The sequence below is a fragment of the Streptomyces sp. NPDC024017 genome (genome assembly GCF_040638895.1).
Lineage (GTDB): Bacteria > Actinomycetota > Actinomycetes > Streptomycetales > Streptomycetaceae > Streptomyces.
This window is the reverse complement of sequence record NZ_JBEZYZ010000005.1, coordinates 532,571-553,090: the sequence shown is the minus strand read 5'-3', so window position 1 is coordinate 553,090 and position 20,520 is coordinate 532,571. Positions and strand designations below refer to the sequence as shown.

The 20,520-nt window shown below is 71.0% G+C and carries 18 protein-coding genes; 13 read left to right on the top strand and 5 right to left on the bottom strand.

Annotation, left to right across the window (positions count from 1 at the left end; translation table 11 throughout):
• The first annotated feature begins 128 nt into the window (after window positions 1-128).
• The 4 genes from AB0G20_RS16790 (at window position 129) to AB0G20_RS16775 (ending at window position 2,803) form a co-directional block, all read left to right on the top strand.
• On the top strand, window positions 129-761 hold the full coding sequence (locus AB0G20_RS16790; RefSeq protein ID WP_102911820.1) for an AIM24 family protein: 633 nt from the start codon (window positions 129-131) through the stop codon (window positions 759-761).
• Window position 762: 1 nt separating this feature from the next.
• A complete protein-coding gene (locus AB0G20_RS16785; protein ID WP_361302284.1) occupies window positions 763-1,413 on the top strand; it encodes an AIM24 family protein in 651 nt (216 codons plus the stop codon).
• Window positions 1,410-2,210, top strand: a complete 801-nt coding sequence (locus AB0G20_RS16780; protein WP_361302281.1) for an AIM24 family protein — start codon at window positions 1,410-1,412, stop codon at window positions 2,208-2,210. The genes AB0G20_RS16785 and AB0G20_RS16780 overlap by 4 nt, the downstream gene beginning before the upstream one ends.
• Window positions 2,211-2,326: 116 nt before the next feature.
• On the top strand, window positions 2,327-2,803 hold the full coding sequence (locus AB0G20_RS16775; protein WP_361302278.1) for a MarR family transcriptional regulator: 477 nt from the start codon (window positions 2,327-2,329) through the stop codon (window positions 2,801-2,803).
• Between the two features lie 9 nt (window positions 2,804-2,812).
• Here AB0G20_RS16775 and AB0G20_RS16770 read toward each other — a convergent pair whose 3' ends face one another.
• A complete protein-coding gene (locus AB0G20_RS16770) occupies window positions 2,813-4,222 on the bottom strand; it encodes a HAMP domain-containing sensor histidine kinase (protein ID WP_361302275.1) in 1,410 nt (469 codons plus the stop codon).
• A complete protein-coding gene (locus AB0G20_RS16765) occupies window positions 4,219-4,887 on the bottom strand; it encodes a response regulator transcription factor (protein ID WP_361302272.1) in 669 nt (222 codons plus the stop codon). The genes AB0G20_RS16770 and AB0G20_RS16765 overlap by 4 nt, the downstream gene beginning before the upstream one ends.
• A gap of 116 nt (window positions 4,888-5,003) precedes the next feature.
• Between AB0G20_RS16765 and AB0G20_RS16760 the strand changes: the two genes are divergently transcribed.
• Window positions 5,004-5,651, top strand: coding sequence for a PepSY domain-containing protein (locus tag AB0G20_RS16760; protein WP_361302269.1), 648 nt, complete (start codon window positions 5,004-5,006; stop codon window positions 5,649-5,651).
• Between the two features lie 268 nt (window positions 5,652-5,919).
• Here AB0G20_RS16760 and meaB read toward each other — a convergent pair whose 3' ends face one another.
• Together meaB and AB0G20_RS16750 are read right to left on the bottom strand one after the other, a co-directional pair.
• Window positions 5,920-6,876, bottom strand: a complete 957-nt coding sequence (meaB, locus tag AB0G20_RS16755; RefSeq protein ID WP_361302266.1) for a methylmalonyl Co-A mutase-associated GTPase MeaB — start codon at window positions 6,874-6,876, stop codon at window positions 5,920-5,922.
• A gap of 34 nt (window positions 6,877-6,910) precedes the next feature.
• Window positions 6,911-8,110, bottom strand: a complete 1,200-nt coding sequence (locus AB0G20_RS16750) for an acetyl-CoA C-acetyltransferase (protein ID WP_361302263.1) — start codon at window positions 8,108-8,110, stop codon at window positions 6,911-6,913.
• Window positions 8,111-8,258: 148 nt separating this feature from the next.
• On the opposite strand from AB0G20_RS16750, the gene mce reads away from it, so the two are divergent.
• The 7 genes from mce to AB0G20_RS16715 all read left to right on the top strand — a co-directional run bounded on the left by mce (window position 8,259) and on the right by AB0G20_RS16715 (window position 18,114).
• Window positions 8,259-8,699, top strand: coding sequence for a methylmalonyl-CoA epimerase (mce, locus tag AB0G20_RS16745; protein ID WP_030854295.1), 441 nt, complete (start codon window positions 8,259-8,261; stop codon window positions 8,697-8,699).
• 233 nt (window positions 8,700-8,932) lie between these two features.
• Entirely contained in the window at window positions 8,933-12,880 is a 3,948-nt protein-coding gene (gene scy, locus AB0G20_RS16740; protein ID WP_361302259.1) for a polarized growth protein Scy, read from the top strand.
• Window positions 12,881-13,063: 183 nt separating this feature from the next.
• Window positions 13,064-13,999 carry a cellulose-binding protein gene (locus AB0G20_RS16735; protein WP_361302256.1) on the top strand — a complete coding sequence of 312 codons (936 nt, stop codon included), beginning with the start codon at window positions 13,064-13,066 and terminating at the stop codon, window positions 13,997-13,999.
• A gap of 86 nt (window positions 14,000-14,085) precedes the next feature.
• Complete coding sequence (locus AB0G20_RS16730; protein WP_361302253.1) at window positions 14,086-15,054, top strand: ABC transporter ATP-binding protein; 969 nt, start codon at window positions 14,086-14,088, stop codon at window positions 15,052-15,054.
• 2 nt (window positions 15,055-15,056) lie between these two features.
• Window positions 15,057-15,827 carry an ABC transporter permease gene (locus tag AB0G20_RS16725; RefSeq protein ID WP_361302250.1) on the top strand — a complete coding sequence of 257 codons (771 nt, stop codon included), beginning with the start codon at window positions 15,057-15,059 and terminating at the stop codon, window positions 15,825-15,827.
• A gap of 122 nt (window positions 15,828-15,949) precedes the next feature.
• A complete protein-coding gene (locus tag AB0G20_RS16720) occupies window positions 15,950-17,236 on the top strand; it encodes an ABC transporter ATP-binding protein (RefSeq protein ID WP_361302247.1) in 1,287 nt (428 codons plus the stop codon).
• Window positions 17,233-18,114, top strand: a complete 882-nt coding sequence (locus tag AB0G20_RS16715) for an ABC transporter permease subunit (protein WP_361302244.1) — start codon at window positions 17,233-17,235, stop codon at window positions 18,112-18,114. The genes AB0G20_RS16720 and AB0G20_RS16715 overlap by 4 nt, the downstream gene beginning before the upstream one ends.
• A gap of 6 nt (window positions 18,115-18,120) precedes the next feature.
• On the opposite strand, the gene AB0G20_RS16710 is transcribed toward AB0G20_RS16715, so the two are convergent.
• Window positions 18,121-18,453 (bottom strand): ATP/GTP-binding protein, encoded by a 333-nt coding sequence (locus AB0G20_RS16710; RefSeq protein WP_361302241.1) that lies wholly within the window; start codon window positions 18,451-18,453, stop codon window positions 18,121-18,123.
• A 246-nt stretch (window positions 18,454-18,699) separates the two neighbouring features.
• Between AB0G20_RS16710 and AB0G20_RS16705 the strand changes: the two genes are divergently transcribed.
• A complete protein-coding gene (locus AB0G20_RS16705) occupies window positions 18,700-20,328 on the top strand; it encodes an IS200/IS605 family accessory protein TnpB-related protein (protein WP_361302238.1) in 1,629 nt (542 codons plus the stop codon).
• Window positions 20,329-20,520 lie beyond the last annotated feature (192 nt).

Here is a 20,520-nt window from a genome sequence, read left to right as displayed (position 1 = left end):
TGGCAAACCGCCGCGGGCACTCCGGCCCGGGGTCCGCCTCCCCGCCCCTAGGGGTGCGATCAGGGTCGTTCTCCACCCACGGGCCCTGTCCGCGGGGCCCGGCCTGCGGCTACCTTCCAGTCGTGGCGATGTTCCGACTTCAGAGCAGCAAGGTGCTCGCCGTCGACATGACCGGAGACGCCGTGAAGGCGAAGAACGGCTCGATGGTCGCGTACGACGGCGAGATGGCCTTCAAGAAGCTCAGCGGCGGCGGCGAGGGCATCCGGGGCATGGTGACCCGGCGGCTGACCGGTGAGCAGATGACGTTGATGGAGGTGAAGGGACGCGGAACCTGCTGGTTCGCGGACCGCGCGTCCGAGATCAACCTGGTCAGCGTCCAGGGCGACAAGCTCTACGTCGAGTCGAGCAACCTGCTCGCGACCGACGGCGGGCTGCGCACGGGCACGGAGTTCACCGGCCTGCGCGGCGCCTCACAGGGCAACGGCCTGTTCACGACGACCGTCGAGGGCCACGGCCAGGCGGCGATCATGTCGGACGGCCCGGCGGTGGTGCTGCGGGTGAGCGCGCAGTACCCGCTGACCGTCGACCCGGGGGCGTACGTGGCGCACCAGGGCAATCTGCGGCAGTCCTTCCAGTCCGGTGTGACGTTCCGCACGCTGCTCGGGGAGGGCGGCGGCGAGGCCTTCCAGATGCGGTTCGAGGGGGACGGGCTGGTGTACGTGCAGCCGAGCGAGCGGAACACGATCGCGGGAGACGTGTGACATGGCCTTCCGGGAGATCAACGGAAAGATGGTCGAGGCGACGGTCGTGCCGGGGCAGCGGCTGTTCAGTCAGCGCGGCGCGATGCTCGCCTACAAGGGCGAGGTGTCGTTCACGCCCAACACGGCGGGCGGCCAGGGCGGGATCATGTCGATGATCGGCCGCCGGGTGGCGAACGAGGACACCCCCCTGATGTCCGTCGAGGGCAGCGGCACGGTCCTGTTCGGGCACGGCGGGCACCACGTCCAGGTGATCCGCCTCACCGGCGACACGCTCTGCGTCGAGGCGGACCGCCTCCTGGCCTTCGAGGGCTCGCTCCAGCAGGGCACGATGTTCCTGGGCTCGCAGGGCGGCGTCATGGGCATGGTGCGGGGCCAGGTCAGCGGTCAGGGCCTGTTCACCACGACGCTGAAGGGGCACGGGGCCGTCGCGGTCATGGCCCACGGCGGCGTCATCGAGATCCCGATCAGCCCGCAGCGGCCGGTCCATGTGGACCCGCAGGCCTACGTCGCCCACCACGGCGACGTCCGCAACAAGCTGTCCACGGCCCTGGGCTGGCGGGACATGGTGGGCCGCGGCTCGGGCGAGGCGTTCCAGCTGGAGCTCAGCGGCAGCGGTGCGGTGTACGTCCAGGCGTCGGAGGAGAAGCTGTGAGCACGTACGGAACCCCGGGCGCCGGCCCCGTGGTCTTCGACCCGGCGACGCTGCCGCCCGACGACAACGTCAACGCGTACACCTTCTGTGTGGAGCTCAAGGGAAGCCAGTGGTTCCTGCAGAAGGGGAAGATGATCGCCTACTACGGCTCGATCGACTTCAACGGCGTCGGACACGGCCGGCTGGACCGTCTCGTCCGCACGTCCTTCCATTCGCCACTGCACGCGAGCGACTGGGTCGTGGCGGAGGGCTCGGGCAAGATGCTCCTCGCCGACCGGGCCTTCGACGTCAATTCGTACGACCTCGAAGAGGGCAACCTGACCATTCGCTCGGGCAACCTGCTCGCTTTTCAGCCAACTCTGGCACTGAAGCAATCAATCGTGCCGGGTTTTCTGACCCTCATCGGAACCGGAAAGTTCGTGGCCGCGTCTAACGGGCCGGTGGTGTTCATGGAACCCCCGATCCGCGTCGACCCCCAGGCCCTGGTCGGCTGGGCCGACTGCCCCTCCCCGTGCCACCACTACGACTACGGGTACATGACCGGCGTCATGGGCGGTCTACGTGCACTGACGGGCCTCGGCGGGGCCTCCGGCGAGGAGCACCAGTTCGAGTTCGTCGGCGCCGGGACGGTGCTGCTCCAGTCGTCCGAGACTCTGATGGCCGAGCACGCCACAGGGACCGTTCCGCACCAGGCCGGCGTGCCTGGCGGCGGGGCGCACAGCCCCCAGGCGGGGCAGTCCGGCGTACCGCGCCTTCCCGGACAGCTGGGGGACCTCCAGCGTCGCTTCGGGCTGTGAGCGGTAGTCTGCGGAGTGTGACATCGAACGCCTGCGCACTGCTGTTCGCCCAGGTGTGCGCGGTCACACGCCACCCTCACTAGTTCGCCTTTCAACCTTTTAGGTAGACTTCATTCATGGAGACCGAGACGGCCACCCGCTGGCTGACCGATGCGGAGCAGTGCGCCTGGCGCACCCACCTGGAGGTCAACAGGCTGTTGACGTACCAGCTCGAGAAGGACCTGCAGCCGTTCGGCCTGACAATGAACGACTACGAGATCCTGGTGAATCTCTCCGAGTCCGAGGACCAGAGGATGCGGATGAGCGACCTCGCCTCCGCCACCCTCCAGTCCAAGAGCCGCCTCTCGCACCAGATCACGCGTATGGAGAACGCGAACCTGGTCCGGCGGGAGAACTGCGAGTCGGACCGCCGGGGGCTCTACGCGGTCCTCACCGACCACGGCATGGCGACGATGCAGAAGGTCGCGCCCCACCATGTGGCGTCCGTGCGGAGGCACTTCATCGACCTGCTGTCCCCCGAGGCCCTGACCGAGCTCGACAAGGGCCTCAAGCCCATCGCGGAGCACCTGCGCGGACAGCGCGGGCGCCCGTAACCGCAGGCGCTAGGCGAGCGGCAGGCGGAGTTCGAACAGGGCTCCGCCTGCGGGCCCCCGTCCGGCCGTGAGCGTGCCGCCGTGCCGGACGGCGACGTCGCGGGCGATGGCGAGCCCCAACCCGGCTCCGCCGTCGTCGCGGCTGCGGGCGGCATCCAGACGGACGAACCGTTCGAAGATCCGCTCCCGGTCGTCCTCGGGCACCCCGTCACCGTCGTCGGCCACCCCGACCACGGCCCGGTCACCCTCGCGCCGCACGCTCACGACGACAGCCGACCGCGCATGCCGCTGGGCGTTGTCCAGCAGATTGGCGAGCACCCGCCCCAACTGCCCCCGTGATCCGGCCACCTCCACCGGCTCGGCGTCCACGGTGACACCGGGCCGCCCCTCGGCCTCCTCCCGGGCGAGTCCGGCGAGGTCGACCTTGGCGTCGCCCAGCCGCTCCCCCGCGTCCAGCCGGGCGAGCAGCAGCAGATCGGCCGCCAGCCGCTGCAGCCGGACGGTGTCCTCCACGGCCCCGTCCAGGTCCAGCAGCTCGGGGTGCGCGGCGGCCACCTCCAACTGCGTCCGCAGCGAGGCGATGGGGCTGCGCAGCTCGTGGGAGGCGTCGGCGACGAACCGCCGCTGCCGCTCCACGGACGTCTCCAGCGCCGCGAGCGTCTCGTTGGTGGTGCTGGCGAGCCGGGCGATCTCGTCGTGCGTGTCCGGCTCCGGGACGCGCCGCGCGAGGTCCTCGGAGTGGGTGATCGCGGCCATCTCGCGCCGGATGCCCTCCACGGGCCGCAGGGCCCGCCGGGTGACCAGCCAGGTCACGGCCGCGACGACACCGAGCAGCAGCGGGAACCCGATCAGCATCACCGTCAGCGCGGTCCGCACGGCCCCGTGCTCGGCGGCCAGCGGGGACCCGGCGTAGACCTTGAGGTGTCCGCGGTCCTGGGTCTCCACCTCGACCGCGGCGAACCGGTAGTCCTGCGTCTCACCGTCGATCGTCGCCGACCCGTTGCGGGTGACGCTCTCCCCGGAGATCTCACCGGGTTCGAGGGCCTCGCCCGCGTCGTCGGCGTCGTCATCGTCGTCCGCGCCCGGGGCCACGGCCTTCTGCGGCTTCACCTCGGTGCTGTCCGTGCCGCTGATCCGCTCCAGATCCTCACTGGCCGCGACCAGCCGATCGTGCTCGTCCAGGACCTGCACCGGCCCGTCGTCGCCGTCCAGCCCCGAGAGCTTGTCGTACGGCGTCCCGGCGGCGAGCTCGGAGGCGACCGCCCGCGCGGAGCGCTCCGCCTGCGTACCGGCCTCGCCGATCAGGTTGGACCGCAGGGACAGCAGCACGGCGGCCCCGGCCGCGACCAGCGCCACCGCGACCACGAGCGTCGCCCCCAGCGTGGCCCGCGCCCGGACGGACCCGAACAGCCGCCTCACGGCGACGTCTCCAGCCGGTACCCGGCCCCGCGCACGGTCCGGATCAGCCCCGCCCGCAGCTTCCGCCGCAGAGTGCTGACGTACACCTCTACGATGTTGGGATCACCCTCGTACGCGAAGTCCCAGACGTGCTCCAGGATCTCGGACTTGGACACCACCTCGCCGGCCCGCAGCACGAGCTGCTCCAGCACGGAGAACTCCTTGGCGGTGAGGGCGATCTCGTCGTCACCCAGGAACACCCGCCGGGCCGCGGTGTCCACCTTGAGATCCCCGTGCACATGCACGGGCGAGGCTCCCGCGCCCTGCCCGCGCCGCCGCAGCAGCGCCTTGACCCGGGCGACGAGCACGACGTACGAGAACGGCTTGGTCAGATAGTCGTCCGCGCCGGTGTCGAGGCCCTCGGCCTCGTCGTACTCGCCGTCCTTGGCGGTCAGCATCAGGATCGGCACCTCGTGCCCGGCGGCGCGCAGGGCGGCGCAGACCCGGTAGCCGTTGAGGCCGGGCAGCATGATGTCGAGGATCACCAGGTCGTACGTGCCCTCCGAGGCCTGGTGGAGCCCCTCCTGTCCGTCGTGGACGACGTCCACGGCGTACCCCTCGGCCGTCAGGCCCCTGGCGAGCGACAGGGCCAGCCGCTTTTCGTCCTCCACGATCAACAGGCGCATGGGTAAAGAGTGGCAAAGCCAACCTGAAGATCCCTTCAGGGGCCTTCAGCTTCCTCTCAGCCTCGATCAGCCAGAGTCGAAGACGTCGAAAACGAAACGACTCGGGAGGAATCCGCATGAAGCGCAACATCGTGATCGCCGCTGTGACCGCCGCCGCTCTGGTCGGAGGCGGTACGGCCACGGCTCTCGCGACCACGGGAGACGACGGGGGCTCGGCGCGGCAGGCGGCGAACACGCGGCTGTCGGCGGACGACGACCGCAACGACCAGTACGACCGCGACGACGACGCCGCGCAGGCCGCCTCCGCGGACGTCACCGCGTCCGAGGCCATCGCCTCCGCGCTGAAGCACACGTCCGGCACGGCCGTCTCCGCCGAGCTGGACGACGAGGACGACAACGCCAAGGTGATCTGGAAGGTCGACGTCCTCTCCGGCGACAACACCTGGCACAGCGTGAGCGTCGACCCGTCCAACGGCAGGGTCCTCGGCTCGCACACCGACGACGAGGACGACACGGCCCAGGTCCGGGCGGCCCTGAAGGGCTCTTCGGTGACGGCCGAGGAGGCCGCGAAGGCTGCCGCCGGCAAGGGCGTGGTGACGTCCGTCGACCTGGACGAGGACGGCAAGGACAAGTCCTGGGAGGCCGAGACCCGCAAGTCCGGCGCCGCCGAGCAGGACTGGAAGGTCGACCTCAAGACGGGCAAGGTCACGGCGGACCGCTCGGACGCCCAGGACGACGAGGACGACGCCGACGACCAGGACTGATCAGGTACTGCTGCCTTCTGCCGCCCCGGCGTCCGTGCTGACGCCGGGGCGTCGCGCAACCCGGCGCCGCAGGCTGAGCGGACCGGCACCCGCGTACGGCGAGAAGGGGCCGTGTCGGGGGGTGTCCGCCCGCAGCGGTTGGCGCGTCAACGGACAGTCAGTCGGCGTCCGACCCCATCGCGCCGTTCCGAGGACGGACACCCCCCGGCGCGGCCCCGACCCACCACGGCGAGCAGGCGCAAGCGGCTCAGCCCTCAGCCGTAAGCCCTCAGCCCTCCGTCAACCCGGCAACCAGCTCGTCAGCCGCCCGGTAAGGATCGAGCTCACCCGCGATGATCCGCTCCGCCAGCGCCCCGAGGCGGCGGTCGCCGTGCAGGTCACCGATCCGCTCCCGCAGCGCCGTCACCGCGATCGTCTCGACCTCCCGCGAGGCCCGGGACAGACGCCGCTCCGCGAGGACGCCCCGCTCCTCCATCCAGGCGCGGTGCTTCTCCAGGGCCTCGACGACCTCGTCGATGCCCTCACTCCGCGCGGCGACCGTCTTCACGATCGGCGGGCGCCAGTCGCCCGGTCCCCGGGACTCCCCCAGGCCCAGCATGTGGTTCAGCTCGCGAGCCGTCGCATCCGCCCCGTCCCGGTCCGCCTTGTTCACGACGTACACGTCGCCGATCTCCAGGATCCCGGCCTTGGCCGCCTGGATCCCGTCGCCCATCCCCGGCGCGAGCAGGACGACGGACGTGTCCGCCTGCGAGGCGATCTCCACCTCGGACTGCCCCACTCCCACCGTCTCGACCAGGATCACGTCGCAGCCGGCGGCGTCCAGGACCCGGATCGCCTGCGGGGCCGACCAGGCCAGCCCGCCCAGATGCCCGCGCGTCGCCATCGAGCGGATGTAGACGCCCGGGTCGGACGCGTGCTCCGACATCCGCACCCGGTCCCCGAGCAGCGCACCGCCCGAGAACGGGGACGACGGGTCGACGGCGAGCACGCCGACCCGCTTGCCCTGCTTGCGGTACGCGGAGACCAGCGCCGAGGTCGACGTGGACTTGCCGACCCCGGGCGACCCGGTCAGACCCACGACGTACGCCCCGCCCGTCAGGGGCGCGAGCGCCGCCATGACCTCCCGCAGCTGCGGGGACGCCCCCTCCACCAGGGAGATCAGCCGGGCCACGGCCCGCGGCCGCCCCTCCCTGGCCTGGGCCACCAGCGTGGAGACGTCCTGCATCACAGCTCCGTTCAGATAAGGGACGTACCGAACCTCAGGCCTTGGGCACGCGCACGATCAGCGCGTCACCCTGCCCACCGCCACCGCACAGCGCGGCCGCGCCCACGCCGCCGCCGCGCCGCTTCAGCTCCAGCGCGAGATGCAGCACCAGACGCGCACCGGACATCCCGATCGGGTGACCCAGGGCAATCGCACCACCGTTGACATTCACCTTTTCGGTGGACACCCCGAGGTCCTTCATCGACTGCACGGCCACGGCCGCGAACGCCTCGTTGATCTCGATGAGGTCGAGGTCCGAAACCTCCAGGCCCTCCTTCTTCAGCGCGTGCAGGATCGCGTTGGACGGCTGCGACTGGAGCGAGTTGTCCGGCCCGGCCACGTTCCCGTGCGCCCCGATCTCGGCGATCCACTCCAGACCGAGCTCCTGCGCCTTGGCCTTGCTCATCACGACGACGGCGGCGGCACCGTCGGAGATCTGCGAGGCGGAACCGGCCGTGATCGTGCCGTCCTTGGCGAACGCCGGGCGCAGCTTGCCCAGGGACTCCGCGGTCGTGTCGCCGCGGATCCCCTCGTCCTTGCTGAACAGCACCGGGTCGCCCTTGCGCTGCGGGATCTCGACGGGCGTGATCTCCGCCTCGAACAGGCCGTTCTTCTGGGCCGCGGCGGCCCGCTGGTGCGACAGCGCGGCGATCTCGTCCTGCTCGGGCCGCGCGATGCCCAGACGCGTGTTGTGCTTCTCCGTCGACTCGCCCATGGCGACGCCCTCGAAGGAGTCGGTCAGACCGTCGTAGGCCATGGCGTCGAGCATCTCGATGGCGCCGTACTTGAAGCCCTCGCGGGACTTCGGCAGCAGGTGCGGCGCGTTGGTCATCGACTCCTGGCCACCGGCGACGACCACGTCGAACTCACCCGCACGGATGAGCTGGTCGGCGAGCGCGATGGCGTCGAGGCCGGACAGACACACCTTGTTGATGGTCAGCGCCGGCACGTTCATCGGGATGCCGGCCTTGACCGCGGCCTGACGGGCCGGGATCTGCCCCGCCCCGGCCTGGAGCACCTGTCCCATGATCACGTACTGCACCTGGTCGCCGCCGATCCCCGCACGGTCGAGGGCGGCCTTGATCGCGAAGCCGCCGAGGTCGGCTCCGGAGAAGGACTTCAGCGAGCCGAGCAACCGCCCCATGGGCGTACGGGCGCCCGAGACGATCACCGAGCTGGTCGTAGCAGAAGACATGAGCTGCGATCCCCTTACCGGCTGCACAGCCGAGGAGTGAACGAGGGTTTACTTCGAATGTACTGACCGGTACTCCACCCCGTCATCGGGCTGTCGGTGTGATCGCGCGCACGTTGCGTAACCACCTCCGGGGCGCTGCACTGAATCCATGCTGACGCGAATCGACCACATCGGAATCGCCTGTTTCGATCTCGACAAGACCGTCGAGTTCTACCGTGCCACCTACGGCTTCGAGGTGTTCCACTCCGAGGTCAACGAGGAGCAGGGGGTGCGCGAGGCCATGCTCAAGATCAACGATACGTCCGACGGCGGCGCCTCCTACCTGCAGCTCCTGGAGCCGACCCGCGAGGACTCCACCGTCGCGAAGTGGCTGGCGAAGAACGGGGAGGGCGTCCACCACATCGCTTTCGGTACGGCGGATGTCGACGGGGACGCCGAGGAGATCAAGGGCAAGGGCGTACGCGTGCTGTACGAAGAGCCGCGAGTCGGTTCCATGGGGTCACGGATCACCTTCCTGCACCCCAAGGACTGTCATGGCGTACTGACAGAACTGGTCACTTCGGCGCCTGTTGAGTCACCTGAGCACTGATGCTCGTACATAGGGGCCGGTAGGGTTGGGTGCGGTCGCCGCTCAGTCCAGGGTGACCGCGGTCCCGCCGTGCGACGGCAGGACCACCGGGGTCCGGGTTTCGGGGGACGAGCGTCGGGGCAGCAGCCTCTGCTCCGCCGATGATCTGACACCATTCCCCGGGGGCCCCGTTCGGCGGATGGACGGAGCTCGTTCGGAAAGAGTTGCGACCAGGGGACGGATGGGACCGCGCAGTGCGGGGCTACGAGAGCCAGGAGCGAGAGCCGGCGGCTGACGTCGACCACCTCTCTCGGTTCGAAGCCGAGATGAAGCGGCTGAAGACCGAGCGGGAAAAGGCGATCCAGCACGCCGAGGACCTCGGCTACCAGGTCGAGGTGCTGCGCGCCAAGCTGCACGAGGCGCGGCGCACCATCATGTCCCGGCCCTCCTTCGAGGGGGGCGACATCGGCTGGCAGGCCGAGCAGTTGCTGCGCAACGCGCAGATGCAGGCCGACCAGATCCGCGCGGACGCCGATCGCGAGCTGAGCGAGGCCCGGGCCCAGACCCAGCGGATCCTCCAGGAGCACGCCGAGCAGGCGGCCCGGCTCCAGGCCGAGCTGCACCAGGAGGCGGTGACCCGCCGCCAGCAGCTGGACCAGGAGCTGGCCGAGCGCCGCCAGACGGTCGAGTCGCACGTCAACGAGAACGTGGCGTGGGCCGAGCAGCTGCGGGCCCGCACCGAGCAGCAGGCCCGCCGGCTGCTGGAGGAGTCCCGGGCCGAGGCCGAGCAGGCCCTGGCCACCGCCCGCGCGGAGGCCGAGCGAGTCTCGACCGAGGCCCGGCAGCGGCTGACGGGCGCGGCCGAGGAGGCCCGGGCCGAGGCCGAGCAGATCCTGCGCCGCGCCCGCACGGACGCCGAGCGCCTGCTCAACGCCGCCTCCAACCAGGCCCAGGAGGCCACCGACCACGCCGAGCAGCTGCGCACGTCCAGCGCCTCGGAGTCGGAGTCCGCGCGCCGCGAGGCCCAGGAGCTGAGCAAGGCCGCCGAGCAGCGGATGGCCGAGGCCGAGGAGGCGCTGCGCAAGGCGCAGACCGAGTCGGAGAAGCTGGTCACGGAGGCCAAGGAGGCCGCCGCCAAGGCCCTGGCGAGCGCCGAGTCCGCGAACGAGACGCGGACGCGCACCGCCAAGGAGCAGGTCGCCCGGCTGGTCGAGGAGGCCACGAAGGAGGCCGAGAACACCAAGTCCGAGGCCGAGCAGCTGGTCGCGGACGCCCGCGCCGAGGCCGAGAAGATCGTCGCGGAGGCCGCCGAGAAGGCCCGCACGCTCACCGCCGAGGAGACCGCGACCCAGCTGTCCAAGGCGGCCAGGACCGCCGAGGAGGTCCTCAACAAGGCGTCGGAGGACGCCAAGAAGACGACGAAGGCGGCGGCCGAGGAAGCCGAGCGGATCCGCTCGGAGGCCGAGACCGAGGCGGACCGGCTGCGGGCCGAGGCGCACGACATCGCCGAGCAGCTCAAGGGCGCGGCGAAGGACGACACCAAGGAGTACCGCGCCAAGACGGTCGAGCTGCAGGAGGAGGCCCGCCGGCTGCGCGGCGAGGCCGAGCAGCTGCGGGCGGACGCGGTCGACGAGGGCGAGAAGATCCGCGCCGAGGCCCGCAAGGAGGCCGTGGCGCAGATCGAGGAGGCGGCGAAGTCCGCCGAGGAACTGCTCGCCAAGGCCAAGGCGGACGCGGACGAGCTGCGCACGACGGCCCAGACGGACAGCGAGAGGGTCCGCACCGAGGCCATCGAGCGGGCGACGACCCTGCGCCGGCAGGCCGAGGAGACCCTCCAGCGCACCCGGCAGGAGGCCGAGCGGCACCGCGAGGAGGTCGTCGAGCAGGCCGAGGCGCTCAAGGAGGACGCCGAGCGCGCGGCGCGGGAACTGCACGAGGAGACCGAGCAGGCCATAGAGGCCCGTCGCCGCGAGGCCGCCGAGGAGCTGACGCGGCTCCAGACGGAGGCCGAGGAGCGGCTGACGGCCGCCGAGCAGGCGCTGTCGGACGCCCGTGAGGAGGCCGCGCGGATCCGCCGCGAGGCCGCCGAGGAGAACGAGCGGCTGCGCGCCGAGGCCGCCGAGCGGATCCGTGCGCTCCAGCAGCAGGCGGAGGCGGAGGCCGAGCGGCTGCGCGACGAGGCCGTGTCGGACGCGTCCGCGGCGCGTGCCGAGGGCGAGGCCGTCGCCGTACGGCTGCGCTCGGAGGCGGCGAACGAGGCCGAGCGGCTGAAGTCGGAGGCGCAGGAGAGCGCCGACCGGATGCGCGCGGAGGCGCAGTCCGCCGCCGAGCGGCTCGCCGCGGAGGCGTCCGAGACGCTGGCCGCCGCCCAGGACGAGGCCAACCGGCGCCGCCGCGAGGCCGAGGAACTCCTCGGCAGCGCCCGGCAGGAGGCCGACCAGGAGCGCGAGCGGGCCCGCGAGCAGAGCGAGGAGCTGCTGGCCTCGGCGCGCAAGCGCGTGGAGGAGGCGCAGACCGAGGCCGTACGGCTGGTCGAGGAGGCCGACCGCCGTGCCACGGAGATGGTGTCGGCGGCCGAGCAGCACGCCCAGCAGGTCCGGGACTCCGTCGCGGGGCTGCACGAGCAGGCCCAGGAGGAGATCACCGGCCTGCGGTCCGCCGCCGAGCACGCGGCGGACCGTACGCGCCGGGAGGCCCAGGAGGAGGCGGACCGGGTCCGCTCCGACGCCTACGCCGAGCGGGAGCGGGCGAGCGAGGACGCCGGCCGGCTGCGGCGCGAGGCGCACGAGGAGTCCGAGGCCGCCAAGGCGCTCGCCGAGCGGACGATGTCCGAGGCGATCTCGGAGGCGGAGCGGATCCGCACGGACGTCGCCGAGCACGCCCAGCGGGTGCGCACGGAGGCGTCGGACGCGATCGCCGAGGCAGAGCAGGCCGCCTCGCGCACCCGTGCGGACGCCCGGGAGGACGCCAACCGCATCCGCTCGGACGCGGCGACGCAGGCGGACACCCTCATCACCGAGGCGCGCAACGAGGCGGAGCGGCTCACGACGGAGACGGTCCAGGAGACCGACCGGCTGCGCATGGACACGGTCGCCGAGGCCGAGCGGGTCCGCACGGAGGCGATCTCCGAGGCCGACCGCGTCCGCTCCGAGGCGGCCACGGAGGCCGAGCGGCTGCGGGCGGAGTCGGTCGCCAAGGCCGACCAGCTGGTCGGGGAAGCCACCGGCGAGGCCGAGCGGCTGCGGGCCGAGGCCGCCGAGACGGTCGGTTCGGCGCAGCAGCACGCGGAGCGGATCCGCAGCGAGGCCCAGCGGGTCAAGACCGATGCGGAGGCGGAGGCGGAGCGGCTCGTCAGCACCGCGCGCGAGGAGGCCGACCGCACGCTGGACGAGGCCCGCAAGGACGCCAACAAGCGGCGCTCCGAGGCGGCCGAGCAGGTCGACAAGCTCATCACGGAGACCACGGCCGAGGCGGACAAGCTGCTGACCGAGGCGCAGCAGCAGGCGCACAAGACCACCGCGGAGGCCGAGTCGCAGGCCGACACGATGGTGGGCGCGGCCCGTACGGAGGCCGACCGGCTGGTGTCCGAGGCGACGGTCGAGGGCAACTCCCTGGTGGAGAAGGCCCGTACGGACGCCGACGAGCTGCTGGTCGGCGCGCGCCGGGACGCCACGCAGATAAGGGAGCGTGCCGAGGAGCTGCGCGACCGCATCACCTCCGAGATCGAGGAGCTGCACGAGCGGGCCCGCCGCGAGTCGGCCGAGACGATGAAGTCGGCGGGCGACCGCTGCGACGCGCTCGTCAAGGCGGCCGAGGAGCAGCTGGCGAAGGCGCAGGCGAAGGCCAAGGAGATCGTCTCGGAGGCCAACTCCGAGGCGGGCAAGGTCCGTATCGCCGCGGTGAAGAAGGCGGAGGGCCTGCTCAAGGAGGCCGAGCAGAAGAAGTCCACGCTGGTCCGGGAGGCCGAGGAGCTCAAGGCCGAGGCGATCCGCGAGGCCAAGCGCACGGTCGAGGAGGGCAAGCGCGAGCTGGAGGTCCTGGTCCGCCGCCGCGAGGACATCAACGCCGAGATCTCCCGTGTCCAGGACGTCCTGGAGGCGTTGGAGTCCTTCGAGGCCCCTGCCACGGGCAAGGACAACGGGGTCAAGGCGGGCGCGACGGTCGGCGCACCCCGTTCGGGTGGCAAGTCCGCGGATAGCTAGCGAATCGGGGCGAATCCGGTGTGTGCTGGGGCCTTTGGCCAAGTCTTTGGCAAGCGGTCCAGGGATTAGCCACTCAAAAGGGGTGTCATTTTCCAGATCAAACGCGCATCCGCTCGATGACACACCGTTTCGGCCCCTAGGATTCCACCTATCACCTCACCGGTCTCATTCGACAGGAACCCCATGAGCGACACTTCCCCCTACGGCTTCGAGCTTGTGCGGCGTGGGTACGACCGCGCTCAGGTGGACGAACGTATCTCCAAGCTCGTCTCCGACCGTGACAGCGCTCTCGCCCGCATCACCGCTCTGGAAAAGCGCATCGAAGAGCTCCACCTCGAGACGCAGAACGCCCAGGCCCAGATCACCGACGCCGAGCCGTCGTACGCGGGTCTCGGCGCGCGCGTGGAGAAGATCCTCCGCCTCGCCGAGGAAGAGGCGAAGGACCTGCGCGAGGAGGCCCGGCGCGCGGCCGAGCAGCACCGCGAGCTCGCCGAGTCGGCGGCCCAGCAGGTGCGCAACGACGCCGAGTCGTACTCGGCGGATCGCAAGGCGAAGGCCGAGGACGAGGGCCTGCGGATCGTCGAGAAGGCCAAGAGTGACGCTTCCCAGCTGCGTTCCGAGGCGCAGAAGGACGCGCAGTCCAAGCGTGAGGAGGCGGACGCCCTCTTCGAGGAGACCCGCGCGAAGGCCGCTCAGGCCGCCGCCGACTTCGAGACGAACCTCGCCAAGCGCCGCGAGCAGTCCGAGCGCGACCTGGCCTCCCGTCAGGCCAAGGCCGAGAAGCGCCTCGCCGAGATCGAGCACCGCGCCGAGCAGCTGCGCCTGGAGGCCGAGAAGCTGCGCACGGACGCCGAGCGCCGCGCCCGCCAGACGGTGGAGACGGCCCAGCGCCAGGCCGAGGACATCGTGGCCGACGCCAACGCCAAGGCCGACCGCATCCGTTCGGAATCCGAGCGGGAGCTCGCGGCCCTCACCAACCGCCGCGACAGCATCAACGCCCAGCTGACGAACGTCCGCGAGATGCTCGCGACGCTCACGGGCGCCGCGGTGGCCGCAGCCGGCACGCCGGCCGAGGACGAGCCGATCTCCCGTGGGGTCCCGGCGCAGCAGTCCCGGTAACAGCCCGGCATACGGAGTCTGAATCTCCGCAAAGCCCTCTGCCGCTCGGGTGGCAGAGGGCTTTGTCCCGTTCTAGCGTGGCGGGCATGATTGAGCTGGAGGGGCTGACCAAGCGGTACGGCGAGAAGGTGGCGGTCAACAACCTGTCGTTCACCGTGAGACCGGGCATCGTCACCGGCTTCCTCGGGCCGAACGGCGCGGGCAAGTCGACGACCATGCGGATGATCCTCGGTCTCGACCACCCGACCGCCGGCGACGTCCGTATCGACGGCAAGCACTACCAGCAGCTCAAGGACCCACTGACGTACATCGGCGCCCTGCTGGAGGCCAAGGCCTGGCACGGCGGGCGCACCGCCTACAACCATCTGCTGTGCCTCGCGCAGAGCAACGGCATTCCGCGCAGCCGCGTGCGGGACGTGCTGGAGACGGTCGGGCTGACGGCGGTCGCGAGGAAGAAGACCAAGGGCTTCTCGATGGGCATGGGGCAGCGGCTCGGCATCGCGGCCGCGCTGCTCGGCGACCCGCGGATCCTGATGTTCGACGAGCCGGTCAACGGCCTCGACCCCGAGGGCATCCACTGGATCCGCACCCTGATGAAGTCGCTCGCCGCACAGGGGCGGACCGTGTTCGTCTCCTCCCACCTGATGAGCGAGATGGCGCTGACGGCCGAGCACCTCGTCGTCATCGGGCAGGGGCGGCTGCTCGCGGACACCTCCATGGCGGACTTCATCGACCGCAACTCACGCTCGTACGTCCGGGTCCGCAGTCCGCAGCGGGAGCGGCTGCTCGACGTGCTGCACCAGGCCGGGATCGTGGCCGTGGAGAGCGGCGACGGAGTGCTGGAGGTGGACGGCGGCAAGGCCGAGCACATCGGTGAGCTGGCGGCGCAGCACCGGATCACCCTGCACGAGCTGAGCCCCCAACAGGCCTCGCTGGAGGAGGCGTTCATGCAGCTGACCGCGGAGTCGGTGGAGTACCACGCACACAGCGAGACGAGCCCGGCGAGCCCCGAGCCACCGCGGCAGCAGTGGGGCGACGGCTGGAAGAGGGGCTGAGCATGGCGGTGACACAGGTCGTACGGTCGGAGTGGACCAAGATCCGGTCGGTGGCGTCCACGGTGTGGACACTCTCGCTGGTGGTGGTCGTGACGGTCGCCCTCGGCATGCTGATCTCGGCGCTGTCGAAGAGCGAGTTCGACTCGATGAACGCGCAGGGCCGCGCGGAGTTCGACCCGACGTTCATCAGCTTCGCCGGGATGAGTCTCGGTCAGCTCGCGATGATCGTCTTCGGTGTGCTGGTCGTGTCGAACGAGTACAGCACCGGCATGATCCGCACCTCGCTGGCCGCGGTGCCGCAGCGCGGCTCCTTCCTGTTCAGCAAGATCGCGGTCGCCAGTGGACTCGCCCTGCTGGTCGGTCTCGTCACCAGCTTCGCCGCGTTCTTCCTGGGGCAGGCGATGCTGGGCTCGCACCGGGCGGAGATCGGCGACCCGGGGGTGCTGCGGGCCGTGTTCGGCGGCGGCCTCTACATGGCGCTGATCGCGATGTTCTCCATGGGCGTCGCCGCGATGCTGCGCTCACCGATGCTGTCGCTGGGCATCCTGATGCCGTTCTTCTTCCTGATCTCCAACATCCTGGGCAATGTCGACGCGACGAAGAAGGTCGGCCGGTTTCTTCCCGACCAGGCCGGCAGCAAGATCATGCAGGTGGTCACGCCGATCGACGACGACACCCCGTACGGACCGTGGGGCGGCCTCGGGATCATGGGGCTGTGGGTCCTCGCCGCACTCGTCGGCGGCTATGTGCTGCTGAAGAAGCGCGACGCCTGAGGGGCCGGACGCGGCCCGACCTTTTACCTCCTCTTGGGCGGAACCGTCAGCGCCTCGATATCCTCCTAACCCTTACGGGGGCGTGTGCCCCGCTGTCCTGAACCTTGCGATGGGTGCGGAGCATGATCGAAGCAGTCGGCCTGACGAAGCGCTATGGCGACAAGACCGCTGTGTACAACCTTTCCTTCCAGGTGCGGCCCGGAGCCGTCACCGGCTTCCTCGGGCCGAACGGCTCGGGCAAGTCGACGACGATGCGGATGATCCTCGGCCTGGACAACCCGTCGGCCGGGCATGTGACGATCGGCGGCTATCCGTACCGCAGACTGCCCAACGCCGCCCGTCAGGTCGGCGCCCTGCTGGACGCCAAGGCGGTGCACGGCGGCCGCTCGGCCCGCAACCACCTGCTGTCCCTGGCCCAGCTCTCGGGCATCCCGGCCAGGCGGGTCGACGAGGTGCTCGGGGTCGTCGGCCTGCAGGACGTGGCCAAGAAGCGGTCCAAGGGGTTCTCCCTCGGCATGGGCCAGCGGCTCGGCATCGCGGCGGCGCTGCTCGGCGACCCGCAGGTGCTGCTGTTCGACGAGCCGGTCAACGGCCTGGACCCCGAGGGCATCCTCTGGGTGCGCAACCTGATGAAGGCGCTGGCGGCGGAGGGCCGTACGGTCTTCGTCTCCTCCCACCTGATGAGCGAGATGGCGCTGACCGCCGACCACCTCATCGTCATCGGGCGCGGTCAGCTGCTCGCCGACATGAGCGTGACCGCGTTCATCTCGGCGAACTCCGCGGACTTCGCGCGCGTGCGGACGCCGGACAGCGAGCCGCAGCAGCGCGAGAAGCTGTCGGCCGCGCTCACCGAGTCGGGCGGACACGTCATGCCCGAGCAGGACGGCGCGCTGCGGGTGACCGGGCTGCCGCTCCCCCGGATCAGCGACATCGCGCACGACCACGACGTACGGCTGTGGGAGCTGTCGCCCCACCAGGCCTCCCTGGAGGAGGCGTACATGCGGATGACGCAGGGCGCCGTCGACTACCGCTCGACGGTCGACCAGAAGGAAGGGTTCCAGCAGCCGCTGCCGCCCGGCGCGCAGCCGCCGATGCCGGTGCCCGGGCAGGGCCAGCCGGGCTGGTACGCCCCGCCGCCGCCCCAGCAGGGCGGACAGCCGTTCCCGACCCCGCCGCAGGGCGCGCCGGGCCAGGCTCCGGCGGGCCCCTACGGCGCCCCGGGAGCACCCGGCGCCGCTCCGAGCGCCCCTGGCGCCCCCGGGGCGGGAACGCCCAACCCGTACGTCCAGCCCGCGCCCCAGGCGCCCCAGGGTGGCGCGCAGTCCGCGCCGCAGGAATCCCCGGCTCCCGCCGCCCAGCCCGCCGCCGCCCCGACCTCCGACCTGACCAAGCCCGAGGACGCCCGATGAGCAGCCCCCAGTCCCAGACGCCGCAGGCCGCGCCCGCCTGGCAGGCGGCGCCCGGTTCCGCCCCGTACGCCGGCAGCACTGGCTACACCTCGCCGATCCCGGTCGTGCGCACGCACCTCGGCAACGCCATCGCCTCCGAGTGGACGAAGATCAGGTCGGTGCGCTCCACGATGTGGACGCTCGGCGTGTTCGTCCTGCTCGTGGTCGGCATCGGTCTGCTGACCGGCATCGTGGTGTCGAGCTCCTCCTCGGACCTGTCCGGCGAGAACGCGCTGTCCCTCGGCTTCTTCGGCCTGCTGCTCGGCAGCATGTGCATCATCACGCTCGGCGTGCTGACCACGGCCTCGGAGTACGGCACCGGCATGATCCGCACCACGATGGTCGCGTGCCCGAGCCGCGGACGCGTGCTGGCGGCGAAGGCCATCGTGTTCTTCCTGGTCGCGTTCGTGGTGACGCTGGTGGCCGGCTCCCTCGTCGCCTTCCTGCACGTGGCCATGCTGGAGGGCAACGGCGCCAAGGAACCGACCGGCGGTGAGTGGCTGAAGGGCACGGTCGGCATCGCGCTCTACATCGCGCTGCTCGGTCTGCTCTCGCTCCTCGTCGGCTCGATCATCCGGCACTCGGCCGGCGCCATCACCATCATGATCGGCGCCGTGCTGGCCCCGCTGGTGATCGCGCTGTTCATGTTCTCGGAGTCCCTGGAGGGGGTGCGCGACGCCCTGTTCGAGTACTCGATCCCGAACCAGCTCAGCGTCTTCTACGCCAACTCCCTCAGCCAGTCCGGCCCGTCCGGCTGGGACCCGCTGTGGATCATCCTCGGCGCCACGGCCGTCGCGTTCGCCGGCGCCTTCGCGCTGCTGGAGAAGCGGGACGTCTGAGTCCGGTCAGAATCTCGGCGCGTTACGGGACCGCTGCACCCCCGGGGTGCGGCGGTCCCGCGCGTTCCAGCAGGCCTTGTGCCAGTGCCGGCGGTCGTCGACGCCCGTGTGCTCCGACCATGCCACCACGTGCGGCACCCCGTCGGGGATCATCTGGTCGCAGCCGGGGCAGCGGTAGGACTTGCCCTGCGCGCTCGCGCCAGCCACGTGCCGTACGCTCCAGTTCTCGCCCTGCCAGTGCTCCGAAGACTGCCAGCCGCCGTAGCGGCCGGGGCGGTCGTCCTCGACGCTCCGGCCGGACGAAGCGGCGCCCTTGGGTCGGTTGCGACGCGGGGACACGGGACACCTCTCGGGGCTATACAGGAAGCACGGGCGGCGTCCAGCCTACGCGGCGCGCACGGGGGTTCTGGGCTCCCGACGGTTGACTGCGCACAGGCGTGTATGGGCGAGTGTCCGTGTTGTGGCGCGTGCGGACCCCTGGGCGGGAACGCAGGTTCTTCTGTCGAATGTGTGACCTTTTGCCCGTGGTGGTCGTTGAGACGTGCTGAGGGATGGGTGGGTCAGCGCTGGGCGGGGGTGAGGGGATTGAGCGGGCTGCGGAGCGTTGGGGCGCCGTTCGTGGTGCCCGGCCCTTGCGGGGTTGCGGTCCGGGACCGGCTCAAGCACCTGACTGCCGAGGACGAGAAAGTGCTGCGTCTGGTCGGTGACCATCTGGGCAGGCTGGCTTGCCTGGACCTGAAGATGCGGTGCGCGGCAGGGCTGGAGCATGACACTGAGCAGTGGGCCGAGCGTAAGCGGGCTCTGACACAGGCGTCCTCTTCGCGGTGGGCCGGGTCGATCACGAAGGCCACCCACGATCAGTGGGCGCTGGCCCGACGCAGCCAGCTGGCACACATCCAGAGCCTTCAGGCAGGGGTGCGCACGATCGCGCACCGGCTGTCCCTCCCAGTCGGTGAGGCGGGCAGCAAGCGGGCTCCGGGTGGCTACCGCAGCAAGCGGGAGTGGTTCGCCAAGACGCGCCGCCTGCACGTGCTCACCGACCGGCTCCAGGCGGCCCGGGCAGACTGGGAGACCGGGCGCGTGCATGTGGTGCGCGGCGGGAAGCGGCTCTTGAACACCCGCCACCACCTGCAGACTGCCCAGCTGAGCGAGGAACAGTGGCGCACGCGGTGGCAGGCCGGGCGCCGGTTCCTCGCAGCCGACGGCGAGAGCGGCAAGCGGTTCGGCAACGAGACCATCCGCGTCACCCCCGGCGGCGAGGTCTCGATCAAACTCCCCACCCCGTTGGCACATCTGGCGAACGCCCCGCACGACCGGTACGTGCTCGCCTCAACGGTGGCCTTCGCGCACCGGGGCGACCAGTGGCGCGACCGCATCCAGGCGAACCGAGCCGCCGCCTACCGCATCCACGAAGACACCGCACGCGGACGCTGGTACCTGACCGCCTCGTGGACGATTCCCCCGGTGAAGACCGCGCCCTTGGCGGCGGCCCGCGCTGGCGGGCTGGTTGGTGTCGACACCAACGCCGACCACCTGGCCGCCTGGCGCCTCGACGCGCACGGCAACCCTGTCGGCGAGCCCTGCCGGTTCGACTACGACCTGTCCGGCACCGCACAGCATCGCGACGCCCAGATCCGCCACGCCCTGATCCGCCTGCTGCACTTCGCCGAACGCCACCACCTCGCGATCGCGATCGAAGACCTCGACTTCACCGCCGAGAAGACCCGCGAGAAGCACGGCCGCCGCAAGAAGTTCCGCAACCTCATCTCCGGCATGCCCACCTCCAGGCTGCGGGCCCGGCTGGTGTCGATGGCGGCCGAACTCGGCATCACCGTCGTCGCCGTCGACCCCGCCTACACCTCCAAGTGGGGCGCCCAGCACTGGCAGAAACCTCTTACCACCCACAACCGCACGACCACTCGCCACGACGCGGCAGCCGTGGCGATCGGCAGGCGCGCCCTGGGGCACCCGATCCGGCGACGGACGGCACCGCCCCCTGCTCACCGGAGTGATGAGCAGGGGCATCGGACCGCCCAGGCCAGATCCGACATTCCCGGGTGTGAGGAACCCCGCCCCCGCATTCCCGGACCACGGACACGATCCGTGCGCGCCGGATACGGAGCGAACGCGGGGAACCAGGACGCCCAACACCGTTCAGGGCGTCCGGCTGAGCATGAGCCCTGGCACCAGGACTCACTCCCGCTCAGTCTCTAGGAACGGTACACGTACGGCACCAAACGCCATAAGTCCCTCACGGGCGCGGCGGACGGGCCGGGTGCCCTCCCCCGGACTCCCGGCGGAACGCCCCATTCTGCAGACAATCCGCAAAACACTCCGCCCGGCCGTGTCCTCGGCACGTGTCAGACGGTTATGCGCTGTGGGGGAGCTCCGTGTCGGAGCCAAGGA